Here is a 25,300-nt window from a genome sequence, read left to right as displayed (position 1 = left end):
TGTCAGACGAAGCGGCTGGCTTCGGTTTCTGACGGTATGTGGCCATCAGGGGTAAAGTGGTTGACCGCGTCCGGCAAGGTCTTGCTCAGGCGCTCAAGCAGCTCCTGCCGGCTGAGCCCGGTCTTTTGCTCCAGCTCGGCGATCGTGTCGGCGCCAAGGGTCTGTTCCAGATCATTGGGGTCGATGGGCTCGTTTTGCCCGGGGCCGACCCAGCTTTGGGCCTTGGAGCCCTGTCCCGAGCCGTTGAACTGTTCCATGAGGTCGCCCAGCCCGCCGCTCAGGATCGAACCCAGACCGCCGGCACCTGCACCGCCCAGTGCGCCGCCAAGCACGCCGCCCAGGCCACCCTGGTTCTGTCCGGCTACGCCGGGATCACCGGTGCGGTCATTGTTGCCAAGCCCACCCAGCATCGAGCCGAGCTTGTCACGGTTCTGGTAGCCCGCGACTGCCAGCATACCCAGCAGCGCGACCATTGATGGCATTCCTCTGGCCATTTCGGCCTCCTTGTTCCGTTTGGACTAGCGACGGCGAGCGATCATGCCCCACACGAACAATACGATAATGGCACCGACAACGGCGCCGATCAGGCCTGCGCCTTCACCGGCCGAGTACCAGCCCAGGGCCTGGCCCAGGAAGGTCGCAACGAAGGCACCAACAATGCCCAGGATGGTGGTCAGGATGAAACCCGATGGCTCGTTGTTTCCAGGCATGACGAACTTGGCGATGAGGCCCGCGATGAAGCCGATAATAATTGTCCAGATGATACCCATGACGCTCTCCTAAGTTGATGGACACAAACGTGTGAGTAGGTCCTCGGTTCCGCGATGCAGGTTCAATGCTGTCGCGCATGGCTCAATTGCGTTGGTCCCAGCAACTTTCCCGATGGCAGCCCCGTTTATACGGACCACTTGGGGAAAGCCTTGCATGTCAGACCTGTATTCGCCGTCTCGCCAGATCCTGTCGGGTGATCATACTCGCTTGGGCGCCCACTGGGACGGGGAGGGCACCAACTTTGCCCTGTTCTCCGCCTATGCCGACCGCGTCGAACTCTGCCTTTTCGATCCCTCGAGCGGCGCCGAGGTCGAACGGATCGTGTTGCCCGAATATACCAACGAAGTCTGGCACGCCTATCTGCCCGGCGTTGGGCCGGGTACGCTCTATGGCTATCGCGTGCACGGAGCCTTCGATCCCGAGAACGGGCACCGGTTCAATTCCAACAAATTGTTGCTGGACCCCTATGCCCAGGAAGTGGTGGGTGATGTGCAATGGTCATCCGCCCATTTCGGCTATCTCGCCGACAGTGAGGAAAAGGACCTCTCCTTCAACGAAGAGGACAGCGCCCCTTTCATGCCCAAGGCCAGGGTGGTTGACCCCAATGCCTATGATTGGAGCGGGGACAGCAAGCCCAATATCGATTGGGCCAAGACCATTTTCTACGAGACGCACGTAAAGGGTTTCACCAAGCTTCACCCAGCTGTTCCGGAGGAGTTGCGTGGCACCTTCGAGGGACTCGGGCAGCGCGAGATCGTCGACTACATCAAATCCACCGGCGTGACCTCGGTGGAATTGCTGCCGATCCACTACTTCCCCGACGACGATTTCCTGCTTCACAAGGGTCTGCACAATTACTGGGGCTACAACACGCTGGGCTTTTTCGCGCCGGCGAGCCGCTATTATGGTCCAAACGGCATCAACGGGCTGCGCAGCACCATCCGCGCCTTCCACGATGCCGGGCTCGAAGTGATCATGGACGTGGTCTACAACCACACCGCCGAAGGCAATGAGATGGGGCCGACGCTCTCCTGGAAGGGCATCGACAACTTTTCCTATTATCGCACGATGCCCGAGGAGGCGCGCTACTACATCAACGATACGGGCACCGGCAATACGGTCAACACCAGCCATCCGCGCGTGTTGCAGATGATAACGGACTCCCTGCGCTACTGGTCCGACGAGATGCATATCGACGGCTTCCGGTTCGACCTGGGCACCATTCTGGGGCGCGAACCGCACGGGTTCGACCAGCGGGGCGGGTTCTTCGATGCCGTGGGGCAGGACCCCACGCTCGCCAAGGTCAAGCTCGTGGGTGAGCCGTGGGATATCGGTCCCGGTGGCTATCAGGTGGGTGGCTTCCCGCCCGGCTGGGCCGAGTGGAACGACAAGTATCGCGACACGGTGCGCGACTACTGGAAGGACACCGACGACACCTCCGGTGACTTCGCGGCGCGCTTTACGGGCTCGGCCGACGTCTACGATCTGCGCGGCCGCCGGCCATGGTCCAGCGTCAACTTCATCACCGCCCATGACGGTTTTACCCTGCACGATGTGGTCTCCTACAACGAGAAGCACAACGAGGCGAACGGGGAGGACAATAACGACGGTCACAACGACAACCGCAGCTTCAACTATGGCGCGGAAGGCGAGACGGACGACCAGGGCATCATCGAGATCCGGGAACGGCAAAAGCGCAATTTCCTCGCCACCCTGTTCCTCTCGCACGGCACGCCCATGCTGCTGGCGGGCGACGAATTCGGACGCACCCAGGGCGGCAACAATAATGGCTATGCCCAGGACAGCGAGATCAGCTGGGTGAACTGGGATATCGGGGACACCGGCAAGGCGCTGACCGAGTTCATGCGCAAGGTCATCGCCATCCGCAACGCCCAGCCCCTGGTGCACCGCGAGAACTGGCGCGATATGATGGGCGTCACCTGGTACAATCCGGGCGGCGGCGAACAGTCGAGCGAACATTGGGAAGACGCCGGCGCCACCACACTGGGCCTGCGCCTGTCACGCGATGACCTCAAGGGCCAGGACGGGGTGTGGTGGGAATTGCTGGTGTTGTTCAACCCCCATGACGGAGAGGTCGATTTCGTCGTGCCCCAACGCGAAGGCGGCGGGGATTGGGTGACCGAGATCGATACGTTTGAAAGTGGCGTGCGGAACGTGGCTGGTGGGGCGGCGATCAAGATGGGGCCGCGGTCGTTGATCGTGCTGCGGTAGGCCTCGTCTCCTGTTAGTTCCATCCACCGCGTCATTCCCGCGAAAGCGGGAACCTCCGTTTCAAAACAGGGGTTCCCGCTTTCGCGGGAATGACGCGGTGATAAATTGGAAAGCTAGCAAGTGCAGGACAGGAACCCTCCCTTCAAAAAAGGAGGCGAACATTCATCACATAACCCTAATGCCGCATCTCCACGCTCGGCTGGATCTCGCCTGAGTCGATGCTGATGGTTAGCCAGAGAACCTGGCGGTAGTTCTGGTCGGCGACTACGATCTTGAGGGCGAGTTGGCTGGAGTGGACGTCCATGGCCATTTCGATGGCCGCGCGGTGGGCCTCGGCCTGGGCGTGTTCGATATCGCGGCACTCGATGCCGACATGGTCGATCTCGAGATCGCCATCCTGCAAAACGTCGAAGTAGAAGACGGACATGAAACTCTCCGCTGGAACAAGGCCAGCGGCGCGAATTCGTTCATTGCCGGCTCTTCACAAATTGGCTGGACCCAACAAAAAGCCCCGGCGCTTGGCCGGGGCTGGGATTGCTACCAGTCGAACTGCTTGGACAGCGACAGCTTGAAGGTTCGCCCGATGGAACGGTCTGGCGATTGGTTGTCGCGATAGTCGGTGTCGAGGATGTTATCGACCCCGAACCGCACCTCGGTGCCCTTCAGGACGCCCGTGGTAGGCTTCCAGGCGGTGTAGGCATCGAAGGTCATGTAGCCCGAGGTTTCAGTGGAGCCGCCGCCGGACGGAGCGACGCCTGTGTCGGTGGAGGCGGCGAAGGTGCCCTTGACGCCGTATTCCAGGCCGTACTCGTCATTGCGGGCACCCAGCGTCGCCACCAGCTTGTGCGCCGGGATCGAGGTGAGCTGCTCGCCCGTGTCGGTGTTCTCGCCGAAGGTCGAGGTATAGGCCAGCCGGGCGAACAGATTGCCCGATTCATAGGAGCCTTCGACCTCGACGCCATAAATGGCCGCGTTGGAGACGTTGGAATAGTAGGGGCCGGGGACGCCGCGCGGATTGGCTTCGATCAGGTTTTCGATGTCGCTGTAAAAGCCGGTGACCTTGACCGCGGCCTGGTCGCCCTCCTGGATCAGCTCGAACGCCGAGATGGCAAAGCCCGCCTCGAAATTGTTGGAGGATTCCTTCTCCAGCTGCAGGCTGGGCGTGCGCGCATCGCCATACTGGAAGAGTTCGTCAAGCGACGGCAGGCGCTCGGTATGGGCAATCGAGCCGAATACCGAGACATTGTCACTAAGCTCGTAGAGTGCCGCAATCTTGGGGGAAAGGGCGAAATCCTCGACGCTGCGATGCTCCGGGCGGCTGATTTCGGGGGCCTGCCAGACGAAATCGCCGCGCACGCCCGGAATGATGGTCAGCCGCTCGTCATAGATGAACTCGTTTTGCACGAAGAGGCCGAGGCGCGTGTCCTCGCCTTCGGGATGCGTGCCGATGACGCCATCGCCCATAGAAGACTCTGCGGTACGATCCTGCCGGCTGAACTGGATGCCGTAGGTCAAATAGTTCTCCCAATTCTCGCCGGAAAATTCGGAGGTGTTTTCGAGATTGGCCTGCCAGGTCCGGTAGCCATATTCGGCATTGCCGAACGCGCCGACCGCCGAGTCGGACTGGTCCACCTGCGTATCGGAGAACGACAGGGTGGCCTTGAGATCGACCCAGGGATTTTCGAGGTCGGCATTCTCGTAGGACAGCACCGCAGTCTGGTCGAGCACGTCACGGTCGACCAGCCCAAAGGCAGCCAGCGTGCCGGTCTGGGAATAGTTCTGGTCCTCGGCGTTGCTGCTCCAGCGCTGATAGGACAGGCGCAGCACCTGCTCGTCATTCTCGCCAAAGCGCGCCGTACCCTTGATGATGCCGGACAGCGCATCGAATTCCGAGCCGGACAGCTCGTCGCCATTGGCTAGGTCGAAATTCTCCGAACGGCGCCAATTGCCGGCCGCCAGAACGTCGAAACTGTCGGTGACCTGCTGTGCCAGAACGCCCGAAACCAGGGTGCCGTTGCCGTTGGAGCTGTACTGCCCCTTGATGCGGGCGGCACCGCTATAGCCGTCCTGGATGAAGTCCGAAGCATCCTTGGTGGTGAAGTTGATCACCCCGCCCAGGGCGCCCGACCCGTAAAGCGTGGAGGAGGCGGGGCCACGCAGCACTTCGACCTGCTTGTAAAGCTCGGGATCGGAGAAGAACGAGCCCATGCGGTATTGCTCGTAGAACTTCTTGGCGCCATCGACAGTAACGATGATGCGCGATTCATCGCCCGAGGTTTCGGCCGACCCGATGCCGCGGATGTTGAACGACTCGCCCAGGGCACGGTCCGAGCCCATCATGGTGACACCGGGAACGGTATCGAAGATCTCGCCGATCGTGGTGGCCTGGGCGGCATCGATGTCGCCCTGGTTGACAACCGTGACGGCCTGCGGCGTGTCGATGGCGACCTTGGGTGCACCGGCGCCGATCACCAGACGCTCCAGCAGCGTCACGTTCGTCGAGTTCACATTGCTCGATTGCGCGGCCGCTGCCTGCACACCCAAAATGCCCACAGCCGCCCCGCACATCAGTACGGCAGCATGCGCCTTAACCAGCCCCATTCTTAACTCCAGAAATTATCGTGTTCTGCGCTGGCTGGCTGTTCGCTGGCTGCGGCGTGACCTCGTCATAAAGCTGACTTGAAAAATCACCTATTGCGTCTTCTAGTTAACATGATTAGTAGAGTCAACAAACAGAGATCGGCCCAGCCAAGTTCGTTGAAACCAGCCAAGCCACTGATTTGACGAGAACTTAAGTGACGCAACCAAGTGACGGGCAGGCACCTGGGTCTGCGGCTCCGGCCGTTTTGACCCTGACCACGCAAGAGCTGTTTGACGGCAGGCAGGAGATCATCCTGCTCCATAACGGCTCGCCCTATCGCTTGCGCATCACCCGCCAGAACAAGCTCATTCTGACCAAGTAGGCCCAATCGATGAACCAAGCAGCAGCCAAGACTCCAACCGAAATCCGCCAATTGCGGGCCCGCCACCCCGAGATGCGCGAGCGCGATTTTGCGCGTATCCACTCCATCTCCGAAGGCGAACTCGTCGCGGCGGAAGTCGGCCGCAGTGCCATCCGGCTGGAGCCCAGCGTGCCAACGCTGCTCAACGGGCTGCCGGCCTGTGGAGAAGTCATGGCGCTGACCCGCAACGAAAGCGCCGTGCACGAAAAGATCGGCCCCTATGAGCGGGTATCCGTCGGCCAGCGTGCCGCGACCGTTCTGGGCGAGCAGATCGATTTGCGCATTTTCCCCAGCCGCTGGGCCTTTGGCTTTGCGGTGGAGAAGAAGAACGACGACGGTTCGGTTCGCCGTTCGATGCAGTTCTTCGACCAGCAGGGCATGGCCGTGCACAAGGTGCATGCGCGGCCCGCGACCAATATGGAAGCCTGGAACGCGCTGGTGGACAATCTGCGCCATGCCGAACAGGTGGACACCATCACCACAACGCCGCTGGAGCCGGTGGCGGCCAAGGGTGAGCCGGCCGGTGTCAGCCAGTTGCGCGAGCGCTGGTCGCTGATGACCGACACTCACCAGTTCTTCGGCATGCTCAATGAGCTCAATTTGAAGCGGCTCGATGCGCTGGAAATGGTGGGCGAGGATTACGCCTTCCAGCTCGACCATGGTGCCATCGCCAAGCTGTTCAACGACGCGGCCACCGAGCAATTGCCGATCATGGCCTTCGCAGGCAATCATGGCTGCATCCAGATCCATGGCGGCCCCATCACCAACGTCAAGACCATGGGCCCATGGCTCAATGTCATGGACGAGACCTTCCACCTGCACTTCCGGCTCGACCAGGCGGCCCATGTCTGGGCGGTGCGCAAGCCCACTTCGGACGGGCACGTGACCTCGGTGGAAGTCTATGACGCGCAGCGCGAGCTCATCATCCAGTTCTTCGGCAAGCGCCAGGAAGGCCAGGACGAGCGCACGGGCTGGCGCACGCTGGTGGAACAGCTGCCGCTGTTTTCGCAGACCAACGCTGCGTGAGGCCGGCAATGTCCTTTTTCCGCAAGGCCGGCCTTGTTGCCGGGCTTCTGTCGGCAGCGCTCGCGCTGCCGGCCACCGCGCAGGATCTGCAGGAATTTGCCGATAGCTCGCGGCTCGTTTCCATCGGCGGTTCGCTGACGGAGATCATCTACGCGCTGGGCGAAGAGGAAAGACTCGTCGCCCGCGACCAGACGGCGCTGTTTCCCGAAGCTGCGACCCAATTGCCCGATGTCGGCTATATGCGCGCACTGGCCCCCGAAGGGGTTCTCTCGGTCAACCCGACGGCGCTGCTGGTGATCGAGGGAAGCGGCCCGCCCGAAGCGCTCGACGTGCTCTCGCACACCGGCGTCCAGTATCAAGCCGTGCCGGAAAGCTTCAGCCATGAAGGAATTCTCGTCAAGGTACGCGCGGTCGGGCAGGCCCTGGGCGTTCCGGGCAAGGCCGAATCCCTGATCAGCGAGATCGACACGGCACTCAAATCCGTCGAAGCGCGTACCGCCGACATTGCCGAGCGCAAGCGCGTACTGTTCGTGCTTTCCACCGATGGCGGCAAGATCCAGGCTTCGGGCACCGATACGGCCGCCAATGGCATTATCGAGCTGGCAGGCGCGATTAACGCGGTTGGCGATTATTCCGGCTACAAGGCGCTGACCGAAGAGGCCGTCATCGAGGCGGCGCCCGACGTGATCCTGATGATGGATCGTGGTGGCGACCACGCCACGACCGATGCCGATCTGCTGGCCAATCCGGCAATCGCGCTAACCGAGGCGGGGCGCAACAAGGCCATCATCCGGCTTGATGGCGCGTATCTGCTGGGCTTTGGACCGCGCACCGCCGCCGCCGTCGGCGAGCTGGTCGACGCGCTTTACGGGCAGTAGCCGCAGTGACCGAGGTGCTTTCAGTGGGAATGTCGCGCATGGCGCGACCGGCGGGTGACCGCAGCGGCCTGGGCAAGGTGACCATCGTGGTTCTTTGCGTGCTGCTGCTCGTCACCATGGCGGTATCGATGACCACGGGCGCCTCGGGCGCTTCCGCCTGGACCATGCTGCGCGGCTGGTTCGGCCTGGCGCCGACAAGCGAAGTGCAGGCCGCTCGGGACTATGCGGTGTTCGTTAATATCCGTCTGCCGCGCATGTTGCTCGGCATGCTGATCGGGGCGGGGCTGGCGGTTTCGGGCCTGCTGATGCAGGGGCTGTTCCGCAATCCGCTGGCCGATCCCGGGCTGGTCGGCGTGTCGGCGGGCGCGGGGCTCGGCGCGGTGGGCATCATCGTGCTGGGCACAACGACGCTGGCGCCGCTCACCGCGTTCCTCGGCATTTATACGCTGCAGATCGCCTCGTTCCTGGGCGGGCTCGTCACCACCTTCATTCTTTATCGCGTGGCGACGCGAAGCGGACATACGGCGGTGGCGACAATGCTGCTGGCCGGCATCGCCCTTGGCGCGCTGGCCGGGGCGGTGACGGGCGTGCTGGTCTATGTCGCGACCGATAGCCAGTTGCGCGACCTGACCTTCTGGGGCATGGGGTCGCTCTCCGGCGCCAACTGGACCAAGATCTTGACCTCCGGGCCGATCATTCTCGTGGCGCTGATCGCGGCAGGCTTTATGGGCAAGGGGCTCAATGCGCTGACGTTGGGCGAGGCCACGGCCAGCCATCTGGGCGTGCCGGTACAGCGGCTCAAGCATATCGTGATCGTGGCGGTCGCGGCGGCAACCGGCGCTTCGGTGGCGGTCAGCGGCGGCATCGGCTTTGTCGGTATAGTGGTGCCGCACCTGCTGCGGCTCGTGATCGGGCCCGATCATCGCTATCTGCTGCCGGCTTCCGCGCTGCTGGGCGCCTCGTTCCTGCTGATGGCAGATGCCGTCAGCCGCGTGATCGTCGCGCCGGCGGAGCTGCCCATCGGCATCGTCACGGCCGCCGTGGGCGGACCGTTTTTCCTCTGGATCCTGCTGCGCAAGCGGTCCGTATTCGCCTGGTGAGACCATGATCGAAATCGATGACATTGTGGTGGAAATTGCCGGCCGGCACATCCTGCAGGGGATCAGCTTTACGGCCGCCCCCGGCCAGCTAACGGCGGTGATCGGCCCCAATGGCTCGGGCAAGTCGACGCTGATGAAGGCACTGTGCCGTGACTATGACTACGCCGGAGAAATCCGCATCAATGGGCGCGATATTGCCGGCCTCAATGCAGTCGCGGCAGCGTCGCTGCGGGCTGTGTTGCCGCAGGCGAGCACCTTGCCGTTTCCATTTACCGTGCGCGAAGTGGTGGCGCTGGGGCTGACCGCAGGGCATCCCGGCGTGCCGCAGGCAGCATTGCGCCGTCTGCCCGACGAGGCCCTGGCGCGGGTGGACCTCGCCGGCTTCGGCGGGCGCTTTTATGGCGAATTGTCCGGGGGTGAGCAGCAGCGCGTGCAATTGGCGCGCGTTCTGGCGCAGGTCTGGCTGCCGGTGCTCGATGGTGCGCCGCGTTACCTGTTTCTCGACGAGCCGGTATCGAGCCTCGATATCAGGCATCAGATGCTGATCATGGATGTGGCGCGCCAGTTCGCAAGGGCCGGGGGCGGGGTGCTCGCCATTCTCCATGATCTGAACCTTGCGGCTCTTTATGCCGATCAGATCGTGGCGATCCGCAGCGGCCGGCTTGCCGGGGTCGGCGCGCCGCGCGACATCCTCACCGACCGGCTGATTGCCGAAGTGTTCGATTGCCCGATGCGCGTGGGCAGGGTCCCCGCGGCGCACATTCCCTTTGTCCTGCCGCAGTCCGCTGACGGCGCGGCGCTCCCCACCTCCAAGGTTGCCTGATGAACAAGTTTCTTTTCGCCCTCTTCACCTCCGCGCTAACCCTGCCGGCGGCAATCGCGCAGGACGCAGCACCCGCACCATCCCTGGCGCTGGAACTCAATGCCCTGCAGCCGGCCGAAGCCGGATGCCGGGTGACGTTTCTTGCAACCAATACGCTGGGTTCGGCGATCGACCGGGCTGGCGTCGAGATGGCGTTCTTTACCGCCGATGGTGGCATCGACCGCATCGTGACGCTGGACTTCACCGGTTTGACCGACGGCAAAACCAAGGTGCTGCAGTTCCAGCTCAAGGATCTGGCCTGCGACGATATCGGGCGCTTGCTGATCAATGACGTCACCGCCTGCGAGGGCGAAGGGCTGGAGCCCGGTGCGTGTCTCGATGGCCTCGTCACCACCGCGCGTCCGTCCATCGCGTTCGGCGTCTGAGGCAGGCATGGAAACCGTAGCCGCGCATGATTTCTCCATGTTCGCCCTGTTCATGCAGGCCGACTTGGTCGTCAAATCCGTCATGGTCGGGCTGGTCATCGCCTCGGTCTGGGTCTGGGCGATCATCGCCAACCGGCTTGCAGCCTATGGCAAGGCCAAGCGCGAAATGGCGGCGTTCGACCGGGCTTTCGCTTCGGGCCGGCCGCTGGCCGAATTGCGCAATGATTATAGCGCGGGTGCACAGAGCGGATTGTCGGCCGTGTTCCTCGCGGCCATGGAAGAATGGGACAAGAGCCACGCAGCGCAGGCGGCGACTTCCGTGGGCCTGCAGAGCCGGCTCGAGATTGCGCTGGACCTTGCGGTGAGCGAGCAAAGCGCGGTGCTGGAAAAGCGCTTGGGCTTTCTTGCGACCATCGGCAGCGCTGGCCCGTTTGTCGGGCTGTTCGGCACCGTCTGGGGCATCATGAATGCCTTTACCGCCATTGCCTCGGCCGAAAACACCAGCCTAGCCGTCGTGGCGCCGGGCATTGCCGAGGCGCTGCTCGCGACGGCCCTGGGATTGCTGGCCGCCATTCCGGCGGTGGTCGCCTACAACAAGCTCAGCGCCGATGCGGACAAGCTGATCGCCCGCATCGATGGCTTCGCCAACCGACTGGTTGCCCTGCTGTCGCGCCAGCTGGACGCAGGCAAGGCACTCTGATGGGCATGGCGCTGGGCAAGAAGGGTAAGGGCCGGCGCGGTCGCCGCCCAATCAGCGACATCAACATCACGCCCATGGTGGATGTGATGCTGGTGCTGCTGATCGTCTTCATGGTCGCGGCGCCCCTGATGACCATGGGCGTGCCGATCGATCTGCCCGAGACGCAGGCGCAGGCCATGCCGCTCCAGAGCAAGCCCATCACCGTGACGGTCGAGCCCGATGGGGCCCTCTCGATCGATGGCGAGCCGACGACGCTGGAAACGCTTGTTGCTGCGGTGGAGGCGCTGGCGGTGGAAGGCACCGACGAGCGCCTCTATGTGCGCGGGGACACGAGCACGGCCTATGGCGCGATCATGGAAGTGATGGCGCAATTGTCGGCCGCAGGTTACGGCCGGATCGGCCTCGTCACCAACCCGGCCGGGACGCCTTGAGCGATGCGTTATGCTTTTTTCGGCTCGCTGCTTGTTCATGCCGCCATCTTCGGAACGGCGCTGGTGGGCTTTGCCTGGCCGGAAGCCGAGGACGCCGCAGCGCCCGGAGCAATAACCGTTGACATCGTCAACGTTAGCAGTGTGTCAACCAATACCACCGAAACAATTGTCAGCAGTGCCACCCAGACCCTGGTTTCGGCCGGTGCCGAAGCAGTCCCGCCGCCCGTGCTGGAGCCTATCCAATCTGAAACGGTGGAGGCCACGACCAGCCGATTGACGGCGGCCGAGCCGGAGAGGCTCGAGCCGGTCACCCAGAAAGCCGTGACACCGCAAAGGGCGCAGGCGGTGGAAGCGGTTGAAACGCCGGTGGAAACCAACATCCTGGTGACTGCCATGCTGTCGGCGGAACCAGTGGACACCGTGATGCCGGTTCAGGCGGAGGCTTCGACTGTCGAGCCGCTTGAAACAGTCGCACCCGCAAAAGCCGAAGCGTCTTCGGCCGAACCGGTTGACGTCCAAACCGCCGTGGCACCTGAGGTAATCGAACCGCAAATGGTCGCCGACGCTAAAATCGCGCCGGTGCCGCATACGCTCAGCTTCAAGCGCCCCGATGCGCCCACGGCCCGCCAGAGGCCGAAGCCGCAGCAACAGGCTGCAGTGCAGCAGCCCGCCAAGAGCCGCCCGGCCAGCGAGGCCGGCAATGGCGGCCGCAACAATGCCGATGCCGTGGCTGCGCCTGCCAGTGCTGGTCAGAATGGCAGCAATGGCGGGGGCGGCTCGGCGGATACGGCATCATGGGAACGTCAGGTCAGCCGGCGCCTGGCGGGTGCCCTGCGCTATCCGCGTGCTGCCAATGGCGAGCGCGGGGAAGTCGTGGTGCGGTTCACCGTAGCGGCGCAGGGGGGCGCATCGGGCATGCAGGTGGTGCGATCATCAGGCCATCCGGTGCTAGACCAGGCGGCGCTGGACACGGTTTCCCGCGCGGCGCCCTTCCCGCCGATTCCGGCCAATGCGGGGTTTGCCAGCAAGACGTTTGATTTTCCGCTGGGGTTTGTTCGGAACTAGCGGTGGGTCAGATTTACCCCCGCCCACCGTGCTTCCCTCGGGTCAAGCCTGAGGGCAGCACGGTGTTCTTAGGCCAGCGCTGCTTTACGCGGCGTTGGCGAAGGTTGCGCCGTAGAAGGGCAGGCGGCGCTTGCGGCGCGGCTCGGTGGCTTCCTGGCGGGGCAGGGGGTAGTCGGGGCTCCGGTAGAGCTGGCGCAGTTCGTGGGCCAGATAGCTCCGGTTGCCGACCTTGAGGCTGGCGCCGCGCAGGCTCACGGGAGCCGCCTGTTCAAAGGCGAAGCGAAGTGCTTGAGCTGCGGTACGGAAGGTCCTCGGTCCTTGTTCGAGCGCAGTATTCCGGTCGCTGCCAAGATAAAGCTCGGCGCGAGCGTTGAAGTCCATAAATGTCATTAAGTCTCTCATGTGGTCCTGCCCTTTAGGCTTGGACCCTTCTTTTGTATTGGCCTCGACTGCTCTGCAGGAGGCGGGGCCGGGGTGCTGGGCACCCCAACCCCAAAAATGCTAGAGCAGGGTCAGGTTGGTCGCCGACATCTTGCCGTCGCGGCCGGTCTCGAGCTCGTAGGTCACCTTGTCGCCTTCGTAGAGGCCAGCAAGGCCCGAACGCTCGACAGCGGAGATATGAACGAACGCGTCCTTGTCGCCGCCTTCTGGCGAGATAAAGCCGAAGCCTTTGGTTGCGTTAAAAAATTTTACGGTGCCGGTGATCATGGCAGTAGTCCTTGGTTTTTGTGACGTCCGTGCATTGGCACGACGTCGCTCCCAGCCAGCAACATGCTGGTTGGGTCTAACACGCTCGCAAAAATCAGGAAGAGCCAAAACCGGTAACCCGGCATTTAGACAGCTGTCTTGAGCTGAAACGTATGTCGCTAATATAGGGCAGATCTCGGCAATGGCAAGGCTTTCTTCTGACCTGATCGTTCTGCCACGCAAAAGGCCATGTTCTTACAGGCATTTAGCCTGATCCCGGAGGGGAGAAATAGCACGCCCGGCGAGGGCCGCAGCACCGGTTCAGGTGTTTGCGGCCCTGGCATTTGCCTGCGCCACCAGTTCGTCGGGAATGTCGTCGAAGCTGGCGTAGTTCATGTTGTAGAGCTTGGCGTAGAGCCCGTCCCTGGCCATGAGTTCGTCATGATTGCCGCTCTCGATCAGCTCGCCATTCTGCAGCACGATGATGCGGTCAGCGCCGCGAATGGTGGCGAGGCGATGGGCTATCACCATGCCAGTGCGGCCCTGCAACAGGGTGACGAGGGCCTTCTGGATCTGCCGCTCGGTGTAACTGTCGATATTGGCGGTTGCTTCGTCGAGCACCAGGATTTTGGCGTCGGCCACCAGCGCCCGGGCGAAGCTGAGCAATTGGCGCTGCCCGAGCGAGAGATTGGAGCCACGTTGCTCCAGAACACTGTCATAGCCGCCGGGCAGGCGCATGATGAAGTCGTGCGCGCCCACCGCCTTGCAGGCAGCAATCACATCATCGAGCGTCGCCGAAACCTTGTTGTAGCGGATGTTGTCGAAGACGCTGCCGGTGAACAGGAATGGCTCCTGCAGCACCATCGCCACCTGCTCGCCCAGCGATTCCTGGGTGACGTCGCGCACGTCGTGCCCGCCGACGAGCACCGCGCCTGACTGCACTTCGTAGAAGCGGTGCACCAGCGACATGGCGGACGTCTTGCCCGAGCCGGTAGGACCGACCAGGGCGACGGTTTCGCCGGGCTTGACCACGAAGCTGACGTTTTTGAGCACGGGCCGGTCGGCGCTATAGCCGAAGTCCACATTGCGGAACTCGACCGAGCCATCCATGTCGCGCGTCAGGGTAATGGCATCGGGCTTGTCGGTGATCGAGGCGGGAACATCGAGCACTTCGGTGATGCGGCGGCCCGAGGTCATGGCGCGCTGCATGATGGAATACTGCATGGTCAGCGAGCGGATCGGGTCGAAGAAGCGCTGGATATAGAAGATGAACGCGACGATCACGCCGATCTCGAGGCTCCCGTTGAGCACGAGCGAACCGCCAACGACTATGACAATAGCCATGGCCATGCCGGTGAGGCTGTCCACGATCGGTACCATGACCTGGGCGTAGCGCGAGCCGGTCAGCTGGGTTTGCAGGTTCGCATAAGCCTTGTCGTCATAGAGGTCGAAATTGACCTTCTGGCGGTCCAGATTCTGCACGGTGCGCACGCCATTGATGCCTTCGGCCATGGCGCCCGCGGTGATCGAATTGGTTTCATGCGCGGCCCAGAAGGCACGCTTGGCGCGGGGCAGCCAGAAAATGCGCACGATAAACAGCACCGGCATGGTGGAAAGCGTCAGCAGCCCCAGCCGGAAATCGAGCGTCAGCAGCACAACAATGATGCCGACGAGGAGCACCATGTCGCCCACCGAAATGACGGAGGTTTCGAGGAACTCCTGCATGGAGCTGACGTCGCCCTGCAGCCGGCTCATCAGGCGGCCGACTTCGGTTTTGTCCATGAAGCTGAGGGAAACGCGTTGCAGCTGGGCGAACATCGCCCGGCGCATGTCGAACAGCACGTTCTCGGCAACCTTGCCGACCTGGGTTTCCTGCACGAACGAGGCGCCGTAATTGACCAGGAGCACCACGGCGAACATGCCTACGGCCCATAGCAGATTGGTGTGGTTGCCGCCTTCCGTCATGCCGCTGTCGATGGCGCGGCCGATGATCAGGGGAATGGCGAGCTGGGTCGCGGTGAAGACCAGGACGGCCGCCACCGAGAGGTAAATCTTGCGCCGATAGGGCTTAACGAACGCCCAGATGCGGCGGACGGTGCGCGGGTCATATGCCTTGCCGAAGACTTCTTCTTCGATGCGGTGCGAGCCGACGCTGGCGCGCGGTGGGCGCTGGCCGGGGAAGCGGGCAGTCTCGCGGTCGTCTTCCTCGATAACGCTCACTGTGCCGCACTCCCGAAATGAATGTCCTCGTCTGGCCGGGTCTGCAAATCATAGAGCGCCCGGTAGCGTCCGCCTTTTGCCAAAAGCTCCTCATGGCTGCCGCTCTCGACGATTCTGCCGTCTTCGAGGAACAGGATCATGTCGGCGTGCAGGAGCGAACTCAATCGGTGAGAGATCACCAGGGTGACCCGGTCCTTGGCGTAGCGGCGAATGGCGCTGCGGATACGATGCTCGGTGCCGGCGTCAATGGCGGCGGTGGAGTCGTCGAACACCATCACGGCGGGTTTAAGCACCAGGCTGCGTGCGATCGCCAGACGTTGCCGCTGGCCGCCGGAAAGCGATACGCCGCGTTCGCCCACAACCGTGTCGTAGCCCAGGGGAAGTCCCTTGATGTAATTGTGGAGCTGCGCGCTTTCGGCTGCTCTTTCGATCTTGGTTTCCTTGGACCACGGGTCGCCATAGGCGATGTTGTTTTCGATGGTGGTGGTGAAGAGGAATGAATCCTGCTGCACCACGGCAACCGAGCGGCGTAGCGATTGCAGCGACACTTCGCTGACATCCTGCCCATCGATGGTGATCCTGCCCCCGGAAACATCGTAGAAGCGCGGGATGAGGTGGGCCAGGGTGGATTTCCCGCTTCCCGGCGCGCCGACAATGCCGATGGTCTGGCCGGGATGGGCTTCGAACGAAACGCCATCCAGCGTCGGATGGGTGGCGCCAGGATAGGTGAACCGCACGTCTTCGAAGCGAAGAATGCCCTTGCTGACCTTCAGGTCCGGCACGCCGGGCTTGTCGGCAATGCTGATGGGTTCATCGATGAAGCTGAACAGGCGATTGCCGCAGATGGAGGCGCGGGCAAAGGAATTGACCATCATGCCCAATTGGCGAACCGGCATCTGCAGGATGGTCATGAAGGTGAGGAACGAGGCAAGCGTGCCCACGCTCATTTCGCCCGCGATGACTTTTGTGCCACCGATCCAGAGCACCAGCCCCATGGCGGCAAAGAAGGAAAAGGTCATGATCGAGGTGTTGCGCACGCGAATGCCGACGCGTTCGTGTGACAGCTCCAGCGCCGCCTCGGACGCCGCTTCGAACTTGGCGAGTTCGAAATTCTGCGCGGAAAAGGCGCGCACCACGCGGATGCCGCCCAGGTTCTCTTCCATCACGCGGGTCAGGGCGGAGAGCTTGTCCTGCAGCACAATCCATGTGGCGCGCAGGGTCAGTTGCGCCACTGATGAGCGCCAGGCGACGAAGGGCACGAAGCTGAGCGCCAGCAGGCCCAGCACCACATCGGTCGAGAGCAGCATATAGGCGCCGACCCCGATCAGCACCGAGAGCAGGACGACGCGCACCAGCCCGGTCGAGAAGAACATGCGCACGCCATCGAGGTCGAGCAGGCCCATGGTGATCAGATCGCCGGTATGGACCTTGTCGTGATAGGCGTAGGGCAGGCGCTGAACCTTGTCGTAGAAGGCCAGGCGCAACTCGTAGCCGACATGGTGGCCGACCGATTCCGAGAAATAGTTCTGGCACAAGGTGAAAACGCCGCGCGCGACCGACACCGCGAGGAGGGTCATGGCGCTCCAGAACAGCGCCTGTTCGGCGCCCTCGGCGCCAACGCTGAGGATACCCTGCGCCTGATCGACGGCGTGACCCAGAAGCCGGGGGATCATCAATTGCAACACCGAGGCGATGATTGTCGCCCCGATAGCGGCAGCGGCCCGCCAGGGATGGCGCAGCGAATAAAGCGTGATCCGCAATAATGGGCTTTGACCTTTGCCCGCATGGGCAGCGGCAACATGTGCCTGTGCATCGCCGCGTGAATGGACGCGGCCAGCCTTATCGGTGGTCAAGGAAGTATCCAGACTTCTTAAAATGTGGAGTTCGAAACGGGGGCGGAGCAAACCGTTAGCCACGGATCGAACAAAAAAATAAACTCGCGCTCCCTATAGAATGCCCATTCGCCCTACCATTCAAGATCGAATCTAAGCAAAAAACGCAAATCAGTGGCGGAACTGTCGCAATCAGGGGGCGGGCAAGTCCTCGGGCGCCACAAGGTTGAGTTCTGGATAGATTACTGCCGAGCATTGCCGGTTGCTGGCATCAAGGATCGTCTGCTCCTGCGCAGTCAGCAGGCCGGAATAGACCGCCTCCCACAAATCATTGTCCTCGATGGTCTTGAGGCCGCATTGGCAATAAGTGGTGCAGAGCCCGGGCGCGGTGCCGCCCTCTTCACAGGTGCTCTGGCAGGAGCCGAGGAAATCGGATTGCCGCATGGCGATCTGCGGCTGCGCGATGGCGGCAGCCGGATAGATCAGCGCCAGGAGCAGCGGCTGATGCAGCAAATAGATCAACAGGCTCCGGCGGCCCACGAAGGCGAGGACGCGCGGCAGTCGCCCCAGCGGATTGATGGCGGCGAGGCGTGTGGCAAGCGGGGACGCCAGGACGATCCGCGTGGCGACGACCCCCAGCAGCACCACACCGAACCAGGGAAACAGCGGGACCAGATCATTGGCGGGCGGCGGCACTTGCCAGAAGCCGATCCAGGAGAAGGGTTTGGCATTGAACAGCGCGTCCGAATAGAACCAGGGCAGGGCGATGACCAGTATCGCCACGGCGATGGGCAGCCATAGCGGCGCGAGCAGGAACGGCAGGGTGAGAACGCTGAACAGGGCAATGGCGTGCAGGACGCCGAAATAAACAAAGCTTGCCGGGAAGGCGATGAAGGTGCCCAGCGTAATCAGCAGCGCGCCGGCCAGCACGAACCACCACCGGCGCCAGAATGCGCGCCAGCGAATGCCGCGACCATGACCGAGCACTAGGCCGACGCCGACCAGGAACAGGAAGGCACTCAGGATGGTGCGGGCTATGGCCACCCATTGCGGGTCATAGCCCACATCGGCGGAAATGAAGCGGAAATAGCTGAGGTCCCAGCAAAGGTGATAGGCGATCATGGCGATGATCGCGACGCCCCGGGCGATGTCGACGACGGCGAAGCGGGGTTTAGACGAACGAGGATCGGTCATGGGATCTGCATTGTCCAATTCTCGGTGTCATTCCCGCGAAAGCGGGAATCTCGGTTTCCTTGCGCTTGATAACAGAGGTTCCCGCTTTCGCGGGAATGACCCGGTGGCAGGGTCGCCGCCTTGTTCAACTGGCGAACCCTGCCAGCACCGCTAAAAAGTCCTCGCCATAGCGGTCGAGCTTGGCCTGGCCGACGCCGGGCAGGTTCAGCATGTCATGCGGATGGGTGGGCTTAGCTAGGGCCATGGCGCGGAGCGTGGCATCATGGAAGATGACATAGGGCGGCACGCCCTGCGCCTTGGCAATGCGCGTCCGCTCCTCGCGCAATGCCTCGAAAAGGGGCAGCGCATGGTCCGGCACGGTCGCTGCCCGCGCCAGCGCGCGTCGAACCTCGATCGATTTCTTGGGCCGGTCCTTGCGCAGCGTTACCGTGCGCTCGCGCTTGAAGACGGCGCGAGCGCCTTCGCCCAGCGTCAGTGCGCCATGGGCGGCGTGGTCGACCACGATCAGGCCGGCGGCGGTCAATTGCCGGATCACCGATTGCCAGGTTTTGCTGTCGAGATCGGCGCCCTGGCCGAACACGGCCTGGTTGTGGTGGCCGAAGCGTTCGACCTTTTCGGTCTGCTTACCCATCAGCACATCGATGACATGGGCGGCGCCGAAGCGCATGCCGGTGCGGTAGATGGCGGCCAGTGCCTTGATGGCGGCTTCCGTGCCGTCCCAGGATTCGACGGGCGAACGGCAGGTGTCGCAATTGCCGCAATTGCCAGGGTGCGGTTCGCCGAAATGATTGAGGATGGCCTTGCGGCGGCATTCGGGCGTTTCGCAGACGCCGAGCAGGGCATTGAGCTTGCCGTGCTCCAGCCGCTTGATATCGTCGGGCGCATTGCCTTCGTCGATCATGCGGCGGCGCTGCACCACATCGGCCATGCCATAGCTCATCCAGGCGTCGGCTGGCTGGCCATCGCGCCCGGCGCGGCCGGTTTCCTGGTAATAGGCCTCGATGGAGGCGGGCAGGTCCATATGGGCGACGTAGCGCACATCGGGCTTGTCGATGCCCATGCCGAAGGCGACGGTCGCCACCATGCAGATATTGTCTTCGCGCAGGAACGCGTCCTGGTTGGTGCTGCGCATCTCGGCGCTGAGGCCCGCATGATAGGGTAGGGCCGGAATGCCCTTGGCCGATAGCCAATCGGCAACGTCCTCGACCTTGGCGCGGGAGAGGCAATAGACGATTCCCGAGCTGCCCTTGTGCGCGGCAAGGAACGCCAGCAGCTGCTCGCGCGCCTTGTCCCGCTCGACGATGGAATAGGAGATGTTGGGGCGGTCGAAACTCGTGGTGAAAACCTGTGCCGTTTCCAGCCCCAGCCGCTCGATGATATCGGCGCGGGTGGTGGGATCGGCCGTGGCGGTGAGGGCAATGCGCGGCACGCCGGGGAAGAGTTCGGTGAGATGGCTGAGCTCGCGATATTCCGGGCGGAAATCGTGGCCCCATTGCGAGACGCAGTGCGCTTCGTCGATCGCGAACAGCGCGATTTCGATGCCCGAAAGCATGTTGGCGAAGCCCGATGTCGCGACGCGTTCGGGGGCGACATAGAGCAGGTCAAGCTCGCCCGCCCGCAACTGACGCCGGACGGCGGTGGATTCCTCGGGCGTGAGCGAGGAGTTGAGCGCAGCCGCCGCAACGCCGGCCTGGCGCAGGGCTTCCACTTGGTCACGCATCAGGGCGATCAATGGCGAGATGACGATGCCGACGCCTGGACGGCAGATCGCGGGGATCTGGTAGCACATGGATTTGCCGGCGCCGGTGGGGAACAGCACGACGGCATCGCCGCCATCCACCAGATGATTGACCACGTCGGCCTGCTGGCCGCGGAAGCTCTTGTGGCCGAACACGTCGCGCAACACGGCCAGCGGGTCACGCGGCATGGCGGCGGTGCCAATGCCGAAGAGATCAAAGCTCGATTCGAGAGTGCTCACATCCGGTGTTGAATCACAGGGGTGGGTGCGCCGCAAGGCGGCAAAAGGCCGTGATGGGCTCTATGCACCGGCCATGTGGCCTGCCGCAGTCACGATTCAGCCAGGCGCCTGCTGAGGAATGGCGATCCACGGCGCACGAAACGCCAGGGCACTTCGGCGGCCTTGGTGATGCCGATGCGCGTACCGGTGGCGACCTCGTGACCTTCCTCGGCGCTGCTTAGGGCGAATGGCGGTGCGTCGAGCGGCAGGCCATTGTGCCTGAGGTCTATGCCGAGCGCCTGGCAAAGCTTGCCGGGGCCGGAGCACAATTGCCGCTCGGTCAAGCCGCCGCGCCGCTCTTGCATCTGGTCCAGCCCATGCGTGGGCTCGAGCGCGCGCACAAGCACGGCGCTGCCCGGCTGGCAGACGAAATTGAGGCACCAGTGAATGCCGTAGATCTTGTAGACATAGGCATGCCCGGGAGGGCCGAACATGGCGGCATTGCGCGTCGTGGGGCCGCGGAAACTGTGGGAGGCCGGATCGCTCTGGTCATAGGCCTCGACTTCCACCAGCACGCCGCCAGCGCCGTCGAAAAGCAGTGTCGCGCCGATGAGTTCGCGCGCCACATCGACCACGGGCCGGTCGAAAAAGGCGCGCCCGAGAGGCTGGGGGCTCATGAATGCTCCGGCCTTGTTGCGCGCATTAGCGATAGCCCGCCGCCTGCAGTTCGAACAGTTCGGCATAATGCCCGCGCAGGGCAACGAGTTCATCGTGCGAACCGGATTCGAGAATTCTGCCGTTTTCCAGGACCAGGATGCGATCGGCCATGCGCACGGTGGAGAAGCGGTGCGAAATGATGACGGCCGTCTTGCCGGAAGCCAGGCTCTTGAAACGGGAGAACACGTCTGCCTCCGCCTTGGCATCGAGGGCCGCAGTGGGTTCGTCGAGGATGATGAGGCCGGCGTCGCGCATATAGGCGCGGGCGATGGCGACCTTCTGCCACTCGCCGCCGCTGAGATCGCGTCCCTTCTTGAACAGGCGCCCGAGTTGCTGGTCATAGCCCTGCGGCAGCTTGCGGATGACAGCATCGGCAAGGCTGCGCTCGGCGGCATCCTCGATGCGGGCCATGTCGTTCTGGTCTTCGATGCGGCCGACCCCGATATTCTCGCGGGCGGTGAGGCTATAGCGGATGAAATCCTGGAAGATGACGCCGATATTGGCGTGAATATCTTCCACGGCAAAGTCCTTGAGGTCGATGCCATCGATGGTGATGCGGCCTTCGCTGGGATCGTAGAGCCGGGTCAGGAGCTTGACGATGGTGGTTTTGCCGGCGCCATTTTCGCCCACCAGCGCCAGGGTTTCGCCGGCCGACAGGGTGAAGCTCAGGTTTCGGATGGTCCAGTCTTCGGCCTCGGGATAGCGGAAGCCCACATTGTCGAAGACGATGCACTGCCGGATCGGCTGCGGGAACGGCTTTGGCGCTGCCGGCGAGAGGATGGTCGGCTCGATCTCGAAGAACGAGAACAGATCATCGAGATACATCGACTGCCCGGCTATCTGGGTGAAGCCGAGCAGGATCTTCTGGAACAGGCTGTTGAGGCGCAGGAACGAGCCCGACAGGAAGGTCAGGTCGCCGATGGTGAAATCGCCGGTGATGGTGCGCCAGACGATGAAGCCGTAAGCGCCGTAATAGGTCAGCGTCGAAATGGACGAGAACAATGCGCCCCAGCCGGCGCGCTGGGTGGCCAGCGAGCGGTTTTCGAGGAAGATGGTGTGCGCAAGTTGCTTGAAGCGGCCGATCAGGAAACCGCCCAGGCCGAACAGCTTGAGCTCCTTGGCGGTTTCGGCGCTGGCGCCGATGTAGCGGATGTATTCGAGCTCGCGCCGCTCGGGTGTGCGCCAGCGGCTCATGGAATAGGCGAGGCTGTTGAACCGCGTCTCGCCCCAGATGGCGGGAATGAAGCTGAGCGGCAGCAGCAGGATCAGCCAGGGTGCGAAGGCAAAGAGACCCGCCGCGAGGGTGGCGACGGTAATGATGTCCTGCGCCTGCCCGAACATCTGGCTGAGCAGCGCATTGCGTCCTGCGGCCTGCCGGCGGGCGCGCTCCAGCCGGTCCTGGTATTCGGCGGATTCGAAGTGCATCAGGTCGAGCCTGGCCGCGTGGGTCATCAGCTCGACGCTGACTGTGTTGGAGTGCAGCTCGGACAGCACGGAATCGACCAGCCCCGTAGCGCGGGAGAGGAGGTCCGAGCCGATCACTAACGTCAGTTCGATAGCGAGCAGCGTGAGGATGGGCGAGAGCGCGCCGCTTTCCCACCAGTCGGCAAAGCTGGGGCCGGGGGCGACGGTGCCGGTGAGGCGCACCACCTCGTCGATGATCAGCTTGCCCACATAGAGCATGGCGATGGGCTGCAGCGAGGCGACGAGGCGCAGGCCGATGCTGGCGGAGGTCAGCGGGGCACTGGTGCGCCAGATCTGGGCCACTAGCCTGCCCAGATGGCGCAGATTGTGCAGCCGTTCGCGAAAGCTGGGCGCTTGATCGGGCGTAGGCAGGGGGCGGCGCCCGGAGGGGTTGGTCATGCGTGGATGATAGCGGGGCGGTGGGGAGGGGGAAATAGGGTTGCGGCGAATGTCGCACCAACGCTTCCACGAACACTGGGCGGTCCCTCCCCGCAAGGGGGAGGGTGCCGACTACTGGTCTTGCGCTCAGTACCGCTGGGCAGCTTCGGGCTTGTTGCCCATGATGGCTTCGATCTTTTCGATCACGTCGCCACTCAGCTTGTCCTTGGACTTGAGGGCCGAAAGGTTGTCCTCAAGCTGGGCTTTCTTGGAAGCGCCCAGGATGACCGTGGACACATGGGGATTGTGGAGGCACCACAGCAGCGCCAGATGGTGGACGGGCAGGCCGATCTCCTTGGCCAGATCAGCCAGCTGGCGGATCTGCTCGAGCTTGGCCTTGCCGGCTTCGCTGGTCCATTCCTTCTTGAGCCATTCATAGCCGGGCAGGTTCATGCGGCTGTCCGCGGGGATGCCGTCATTGTACTTGCCGGTGAGGGCGCCGGACGCGAGCGGCGACCAGATCGTGGTGCCAAGACCCATCAGCTCGTAGAGCGGCAGATAGTCCTTTTCGACCTTTTCGCGCACGAACAGGTTATATTGCGGCTGCTCCATGCTGGGGCCGATCAGGCTGTTGGCGCGCGCGAAAGCCCAGGCTTCGGTCAGCTGCTGGGCGTTCCACTCGGAGGTGCCCCAATAGAGCACTTTGCCTTGCGTGATGAGGTTATGCATGGCCCAGACGGTTTCTTCGATAGGGGTATCGATGTCGGGGCGGTGGCAGAAATAGAGATCGAGATAGTCCACCTGCAGGCGCTTGAGCGCGGCGTGGCAGGCTTCGGTCACGTGCTTGCGCGAAAGGCCCTTCTGCGTCGGTTTGGTGCCGCCCCAGAATACCTTGGATGAAACCGAATAGCTGTCCCGGTCCCAGCCAAGGTCCTTGAGTGCGGCGCCCATCAGTCTTTCGGATTCGCCGGCTTCGTAGCCCTCGGCGTTGTCGAAGAAATTGACGCCTTCGTCATAGGCATGGGCCATCAGGGCAAGCGCTTCCTTGTGATCCACCTGCTTGCTGAAGGTGACCCAACTGCCCAGCGACAGTTCACTGACCTTGAGGCCAGACTTGCCCAAGCGACGATATTCCATGGCTCATGTCCTTGATTTGTTTCATCGGCGATTGCCGATACCTGTTTAGGCCGCTGCCCGGCAAAGGCAAGCTTGAACCATCGGGGCCATCGCGGCGTTCCCTAGGGAGCGCTCAGAAAGGACGCAGGGGAAAATGCTCAAGGACAAGGATTCTGCCGCCATCGTTGCGGTCACCGATGTCGCCAAGGCGCGACAATTCTATGAGCAGACGCTCGGACTGCAACTGATCCGGGGCGATGAGGACGTGCTCGAGTTTGCGACCGGCAAGACATCACTCGTCGTGTATGTCTCCGACTTCGCTGGTACCAACAAGGCCAATGCGGTGGTTTGGGGTGTTGGCGAGGAAATCGAGCAGATCGTCGCCGATCTTGCCGCCAAGGGCGTTACCTTCGAGCACTATGAAGGCATAAATTTGCGCGGCGATATCCATCACGCCGGAGATTTCCGGATGGTGTGGTTCAAGGACCCGGACGGCAATATCCTGCACATCAACAGCGCCGACTAGGGCCGTTCGCGCAGGAAGCGGGCCAGATCATCGGTGACATGATGCACATGGGCACCCAGGGCGCGGTCCAGTTCCCAGGCTTCCACCTGCTCATGCCTATAATCGGGCGCCGCAACCACCTGGACGGTTGCCATGCCCATGTCATGGGGTACGACGAGGTTCTTTTCCAGATCGTCGAACATCACGGCCCGGGTCGGGTCGATACCGTAAAGGGCAAAGAAGCCTTCATAGGCTGCGCGGTGCGGCTTGGGCACGAAAGTCATGGCGCGGATATCATGCACATGCTCGAACAGGTCATCGCCACCCAGGCGCGTCAGGACGGAGCGGGCGTGGCTGGTATCGCCATTGGTGAGGATGAACTTGCGGCCGGGCAGGGCGCGGATGGTTTCCACCAGGTCCGGATGCGGATCGACCGGCGAATAGTCGATGGCATGGACGGTGTTCAGGAAATGCTCGGCATCGACCTTGTGCTGGTGCATCAGCCCGTTCAGCGTTGTGCCGAACTCACGGTAGTAGGATTTCTGCAGATCGCGGGCGGCCTCGAAGTCGAGCTTGGTCAGGTCCATCACATAATTGGTGATCCTGACGTCGATCTGCGCGAACAGATTACAGGTGCGCGGATAAAGCGTGTTGTCGAGGTCGAACACCCAATCGGTGACATGGGAGAGGCTGCGAGCGGCGGACGGCGTAAGATCGTTCATCGCGCCACTCTATGCCGAAACGGTGAAATTTTCATCTAACGAGTGCGGGAACGGT

The 25,300-nt window shown here is 62.7% G+C and carries 25 protein-coding genes; 11 read left to right on the top strand and 14 right to left on the bottom strand.

Annotated elements, in window-relative coordinates; genetic code table 11:
* Positions 1 to 2: 2 nt before the first annotated feature.
* On the bottom strand, positions 3 to 494 hold the full coding sequence (locus tag C8264_RS10965; protein WP_108461021.1) for a YidB family protein: 492 nt from the start codon (positions 492 to 494) through the stop codon (positions 3 to 5).
* 24 nt (positions 495 to 518) lie between these two features.
* Positions 519 to 770, bottom strand: coding sequence for a GlsB/YeaQ/YmgE family stress response membrane protein (locus C8264_RS10960; RefSeq protein WP_108461020.1), 252 nt, complete (start codon positions 768 to 770; stop codon positions 519 to 521).
* 154 nt (positions 771 to 924) lie between these two features.
* Here C8264_RS10960 and glgX point away from each other — a divergent pair, with 154 nt between their 5' ends.
* Positions 925 to 3,003, top strand: coding sequence for a glycogen debranching protein GlgX (gene glgX / locus C8264_RS10955; RefSeq protein WP_108461019.1), 2,079 nt, complete (start codon positions 925 to 927; stop codon positions 3,001 to 3,003).
* A 175-nt stretch (positions 3,004 to 3,178) separates the two neighbouring features.
* Here the strand turns inward: glgX and C8264_RS10950 are convergent, their stop codons facing one another.
* Both C8264_RS10950 and C8264_RS10945 read right to left on the bottom strand, forming a co-directional pair.
* Positions 3,179 to 3,430, bottom strand: coding sequence for a DUF6894 family protein (locus tag C8264_RS10950; RefSeq protein ID WP_108461018.1), 252 nt, complete (start codon positions 3,428 to 3,430; stop codon positions 3,179 to 3,181).
* Between the two features lie 110 nt (positions 3,431 to 3,540).
* Positions 3,541 to 5,604: a TonB-dependent receptor domain-containing protein gene (locus C8264_RS10945; protein WP_108461017.1), complete on the bottom strand. Its 2,064-nt coding sequence runs from the start codon at positions 5,602 to 5,604 to the stop codon at positions 3,541 to 3,543.
* A 194-nt stretch (positions 5,605 to 5,798) separates the two neighbouring features.
* Between C8264_RS10945 and hemP the strand changes: the two genes are divergently transcribed.
* From hemP to C8264_RS10900, 9 genes are read left to right on the top strand one after another with little or no spacing between them, the layout of a single operon-like run.
* Positions 5,799 to 5,966, top strand: coding sequence for a hemin uptake protein HemP (hemP, locus tag C8264_RS10940; RefSeq protein ID WP_108461016.1), 168 nt, complete (start codon positions 5,799 to 5,801; stop codon positions 5,964 to 5,966).
* Between the two features lie 9 nt (positions 5,967 to 5,975).
* On the top strand, positions 5,976 to 7,031 hold the full coding sequence (locus C8264_RS10935; protein ID WP_108461015.1) for a hemin-degrading factor: 1,056 nt from the start codon (positions 5,976 to 5,978) through the stop codon (positions 7,029 to 7,031).
* 8 nt (positions 7,032 to 7,039) lie between these two features.
* Positions 7,040 to 7,909, top strand: a complete 870-nt coding sequence (locus C8264_RS10930) for a heme/hemin ABC transporter substrate-binding protein (RefSeq protein ID WP_108461014.1) — start codon at positions 7,040 to 7,042, stop codon at positions 7,907 to 7,909.
* Between the two features lie 38 nt (positions 7,910 to 7,947).
* Positions 7,948 to 9,009, top strand: a complete 1,062-nt coding sequence (locus C8264_RS10925; RefSeq protein ID WP_245893072.1) for a FecCD family ABC transporter permease — start codon at positions 7,948 to 7,950, stop codon at positions 9,007 to 9,009.
* Between the two features lie 4 nt (positions 9,010 to 9,013).
* The gene (locus C8264_RS10920; RefSeq protein WP_108461012.1) at positions 9,014 to 9,832 is read left to right on the top strand and encodes a heme ABC transporter ATP-binding protein; all 819 of its coding nucleotides are present in this window, start codon (positions 9,014 to 9,016) and stop codon (positions 9,830 to 9,832) included.
* A complete protein-coding gene (locus tag C8264_RS10915; RefSeq protein WP_108461011.1) occupies positions 9,832 to 10,257 on the top strand; it encodes a hypothetical protein in 426 nt (141 codons plus the stop codon). The genes C8264_RS10920 and C8264_RS10915 overlap by 1 nt, the downstream gene beginning before the upstream one ends.
* A 7-nt stretch (positions 10,258 to 10,264) precedes the next feature.
* Positions 10,265 to 10,957: a protein TolQ gene (tolQ, locus tag C8264_RS10910; RefSeq protein ID WP_108461010.1), complete on the top strand. Its 693-nt coding sequence runs from the start codon at positions 10,265 to 10,267 to the stop codon at positions 10,955 to 10,957.
* Positions 10,957 to 11,388, top strand: a complete 432-nt coding sequence (locus C8264_RS10905) for an ExbD/TolR family protein (RefSeq protein ID WP_108461009.1) — start codon at positions 10,957 to 10,959, stop codon at positions 11,386 to 11,388. The genes tolQ and C8264_RS10905 overlap by 1 nt, the downstream gene beginning before the upstream one ends.
* Positions 11,389 to 11,391: 3 nt before the next feature.
* Positions 11,392 to 12,453, top strand: a complete 1,062-nt coding sequence (locus tag C8264_RS10900) for an energy transducer TonB family protein (protein WP_108461008.1) — start codon at positions 11,392 to 11,394, stop codon at positions 12,451 to 12,453.
* A gap of 84 nt (positions 12,454 to 12,537) precedes the next feature.
* Here C8264_RS10900 and C8264_RS10895 read toward each other — a convergent pair whose 3' ends face one another.
* The 9 genes from C8264_RS10895 to C8264_RS10855 all read right to left on the bottom strand — a co-directional run bounded on the left by C8264_RS10895 (position 12,538) and on the right by C8264_RS10855 (position 24,039).
* Entirely contained in the window at positions 12,538 to 12,843 is a 306-nt protein-coding gene (locus tag C8264_RS10895) for a hypothetical protein (RefSeq protein ID WP_108461007.1), read from the bottom strand.
* Positions 12,844 to 12,954: 111 nt separating this feature from the next.
* Complete coding sequence (locus C8264_RS10890; protein WP_108461006.1) at positions 12,955 to 13,161, bottom strand: cold-shock protein; 207 nt, start codon at positions 13,159 to 13,161, stop codon at positions 12,955 to 12,957.
* A gap of 300 nt (positions 13,162 to 13,461) precedes the next feature.
* Positions 13,462 to 15,360: an ABC transporter ATP-binding protein gene (locus C8264_RS10885; RefSeq protein ID WP_162783578.1), complete on the bottom strand. Its 1,899-nt coding sequence runs from the start codon at positions 15,358 to 15,360 to the stop codon at positions 13,462 to 13,464.
* A complete protein-coding gene (locus C8264_RS10880) occupies positions 15,357 to 17,213 on the bottom strand; it encodes an ABC transporter ATP-binding protein (RefSeq protein WP_108461005.1) in 1,857 nt (618 codons plus the stop codon). The genes C8264_RS10885 and C8264_RS10880 overlap by 4 nt, the downstream gene beginning before the upstream one ends.
* Before the next feature lie 171 nt (positions 17,214 to 17,384).
* On the bottom strand, positions 17,385 to 18,386 hold the full coding sequence (locus C8264_RS10875; RefSeq protein ID WP_162783577.1) for a heparan-alpha-glucosaminide N-acetyltransferase: 1,002 nt from the start codon (positions 18,384 to 18,386) through the stop codon (positions 17,385 to 17,387).
* Between the two features lie 124 nt (positions 18,387 to 18,510).
* Positions 18,511 to 20,313, bottom strand: coding sequence for a DNA helicase RecQ (recQ, locus tag C8264_RS10870; RefSeq protein ID WP_108461116.1), 1,803 nt, complete (start codon positions 20,311 to 20,313; stop codon positions 18,511 to 18,513).
* A gap of 140 nt (positions 20,314 to 20,453) precedes the next feature.
* Complete coding sequence (locus C8264_RS10865; RefSeq protein WP_108461003.1) at positions 20,454 to 21,020, bottom strand: DNA-3-methyladenine glycosylase; 567 nt, start codon at positions 21,018 to 21,020, stop codon at positions 20,454 to 20,456.
* Positions 21,021 to 21,045: 25 nt separating this feature from the next.
* Positions 21,046 to 22,923: an ABC transporter ATP-binding protein gene (locus C8264_RS10860; RefSeq protein ID WP_108461002.1), complete on the bottom strand. Its 1,878-nt coding sequence runs from the start codon at positions 22,921 to 22,923 to the stop codon at positions 21,046 to 21,048.
* Between the two features lie 126 nt (positions 22,924 to 23,049).
* Positions 23,050 to 24,039, bottom strand: coding sequence for a potassium channel beta subunit family protein (locus tag C8264_RS10855; RefSeq protein ID WP_108461001.1), 990 nt, complete (start codon positions 24,037 to 24,039; stop codon positions 23,050 to 23,052).
* Positions 24,040 to 24,172: 133 nt separating this feature from the next.
* Here C8264_RS10855 and C8264_RS10850 point away from each other — a divergent pair, with 133 nt between their 5' ends.
* On the top strand, positions 24,173 to 24,544 hold the full coding sequence (locus tag C8264_RS10850) for a VOC family protein (RefSeq protein WP_108461000.1): 372 nt from the start codon (positions 24,173 to 24,175) through the stop codon (positions 24,542 to 24,544).
* Here the strand turns inward: C8264_RS10850 and C8264_RS10845 are convergent.
* Positions 24,541 to 25,245, bottom strand: coding sequence for a pyrimidine 5'-nucleotidase (locus C8264_RS10845; RefSeq protein WP_108460999.1), 705 nt, complete (start codon positions 25,243 to 25,245; stop codon positions 24,541 to 24,543). The two genes, C8264_RS10850 and C8264_RS10845, sit on opposite strands and share 4 nt — an antisense overlap.
* Positions 25,246 to 25,300: the final 55 nt, after the last annotated feature.

The organism is Devosia naphthalenivorans, assembly GCF_003056355.1.
GTDB lineage: Bacteria > Pseudomonadota > Alphaproteobacteria > Rhizobiales > Devosiaceae > Devosia > Devosia naphthalenivorans.
Note: the sequence above shows the minus strand (reverse complement) of the source record. Positions and strands in the feature narration are given on the sequence as shown.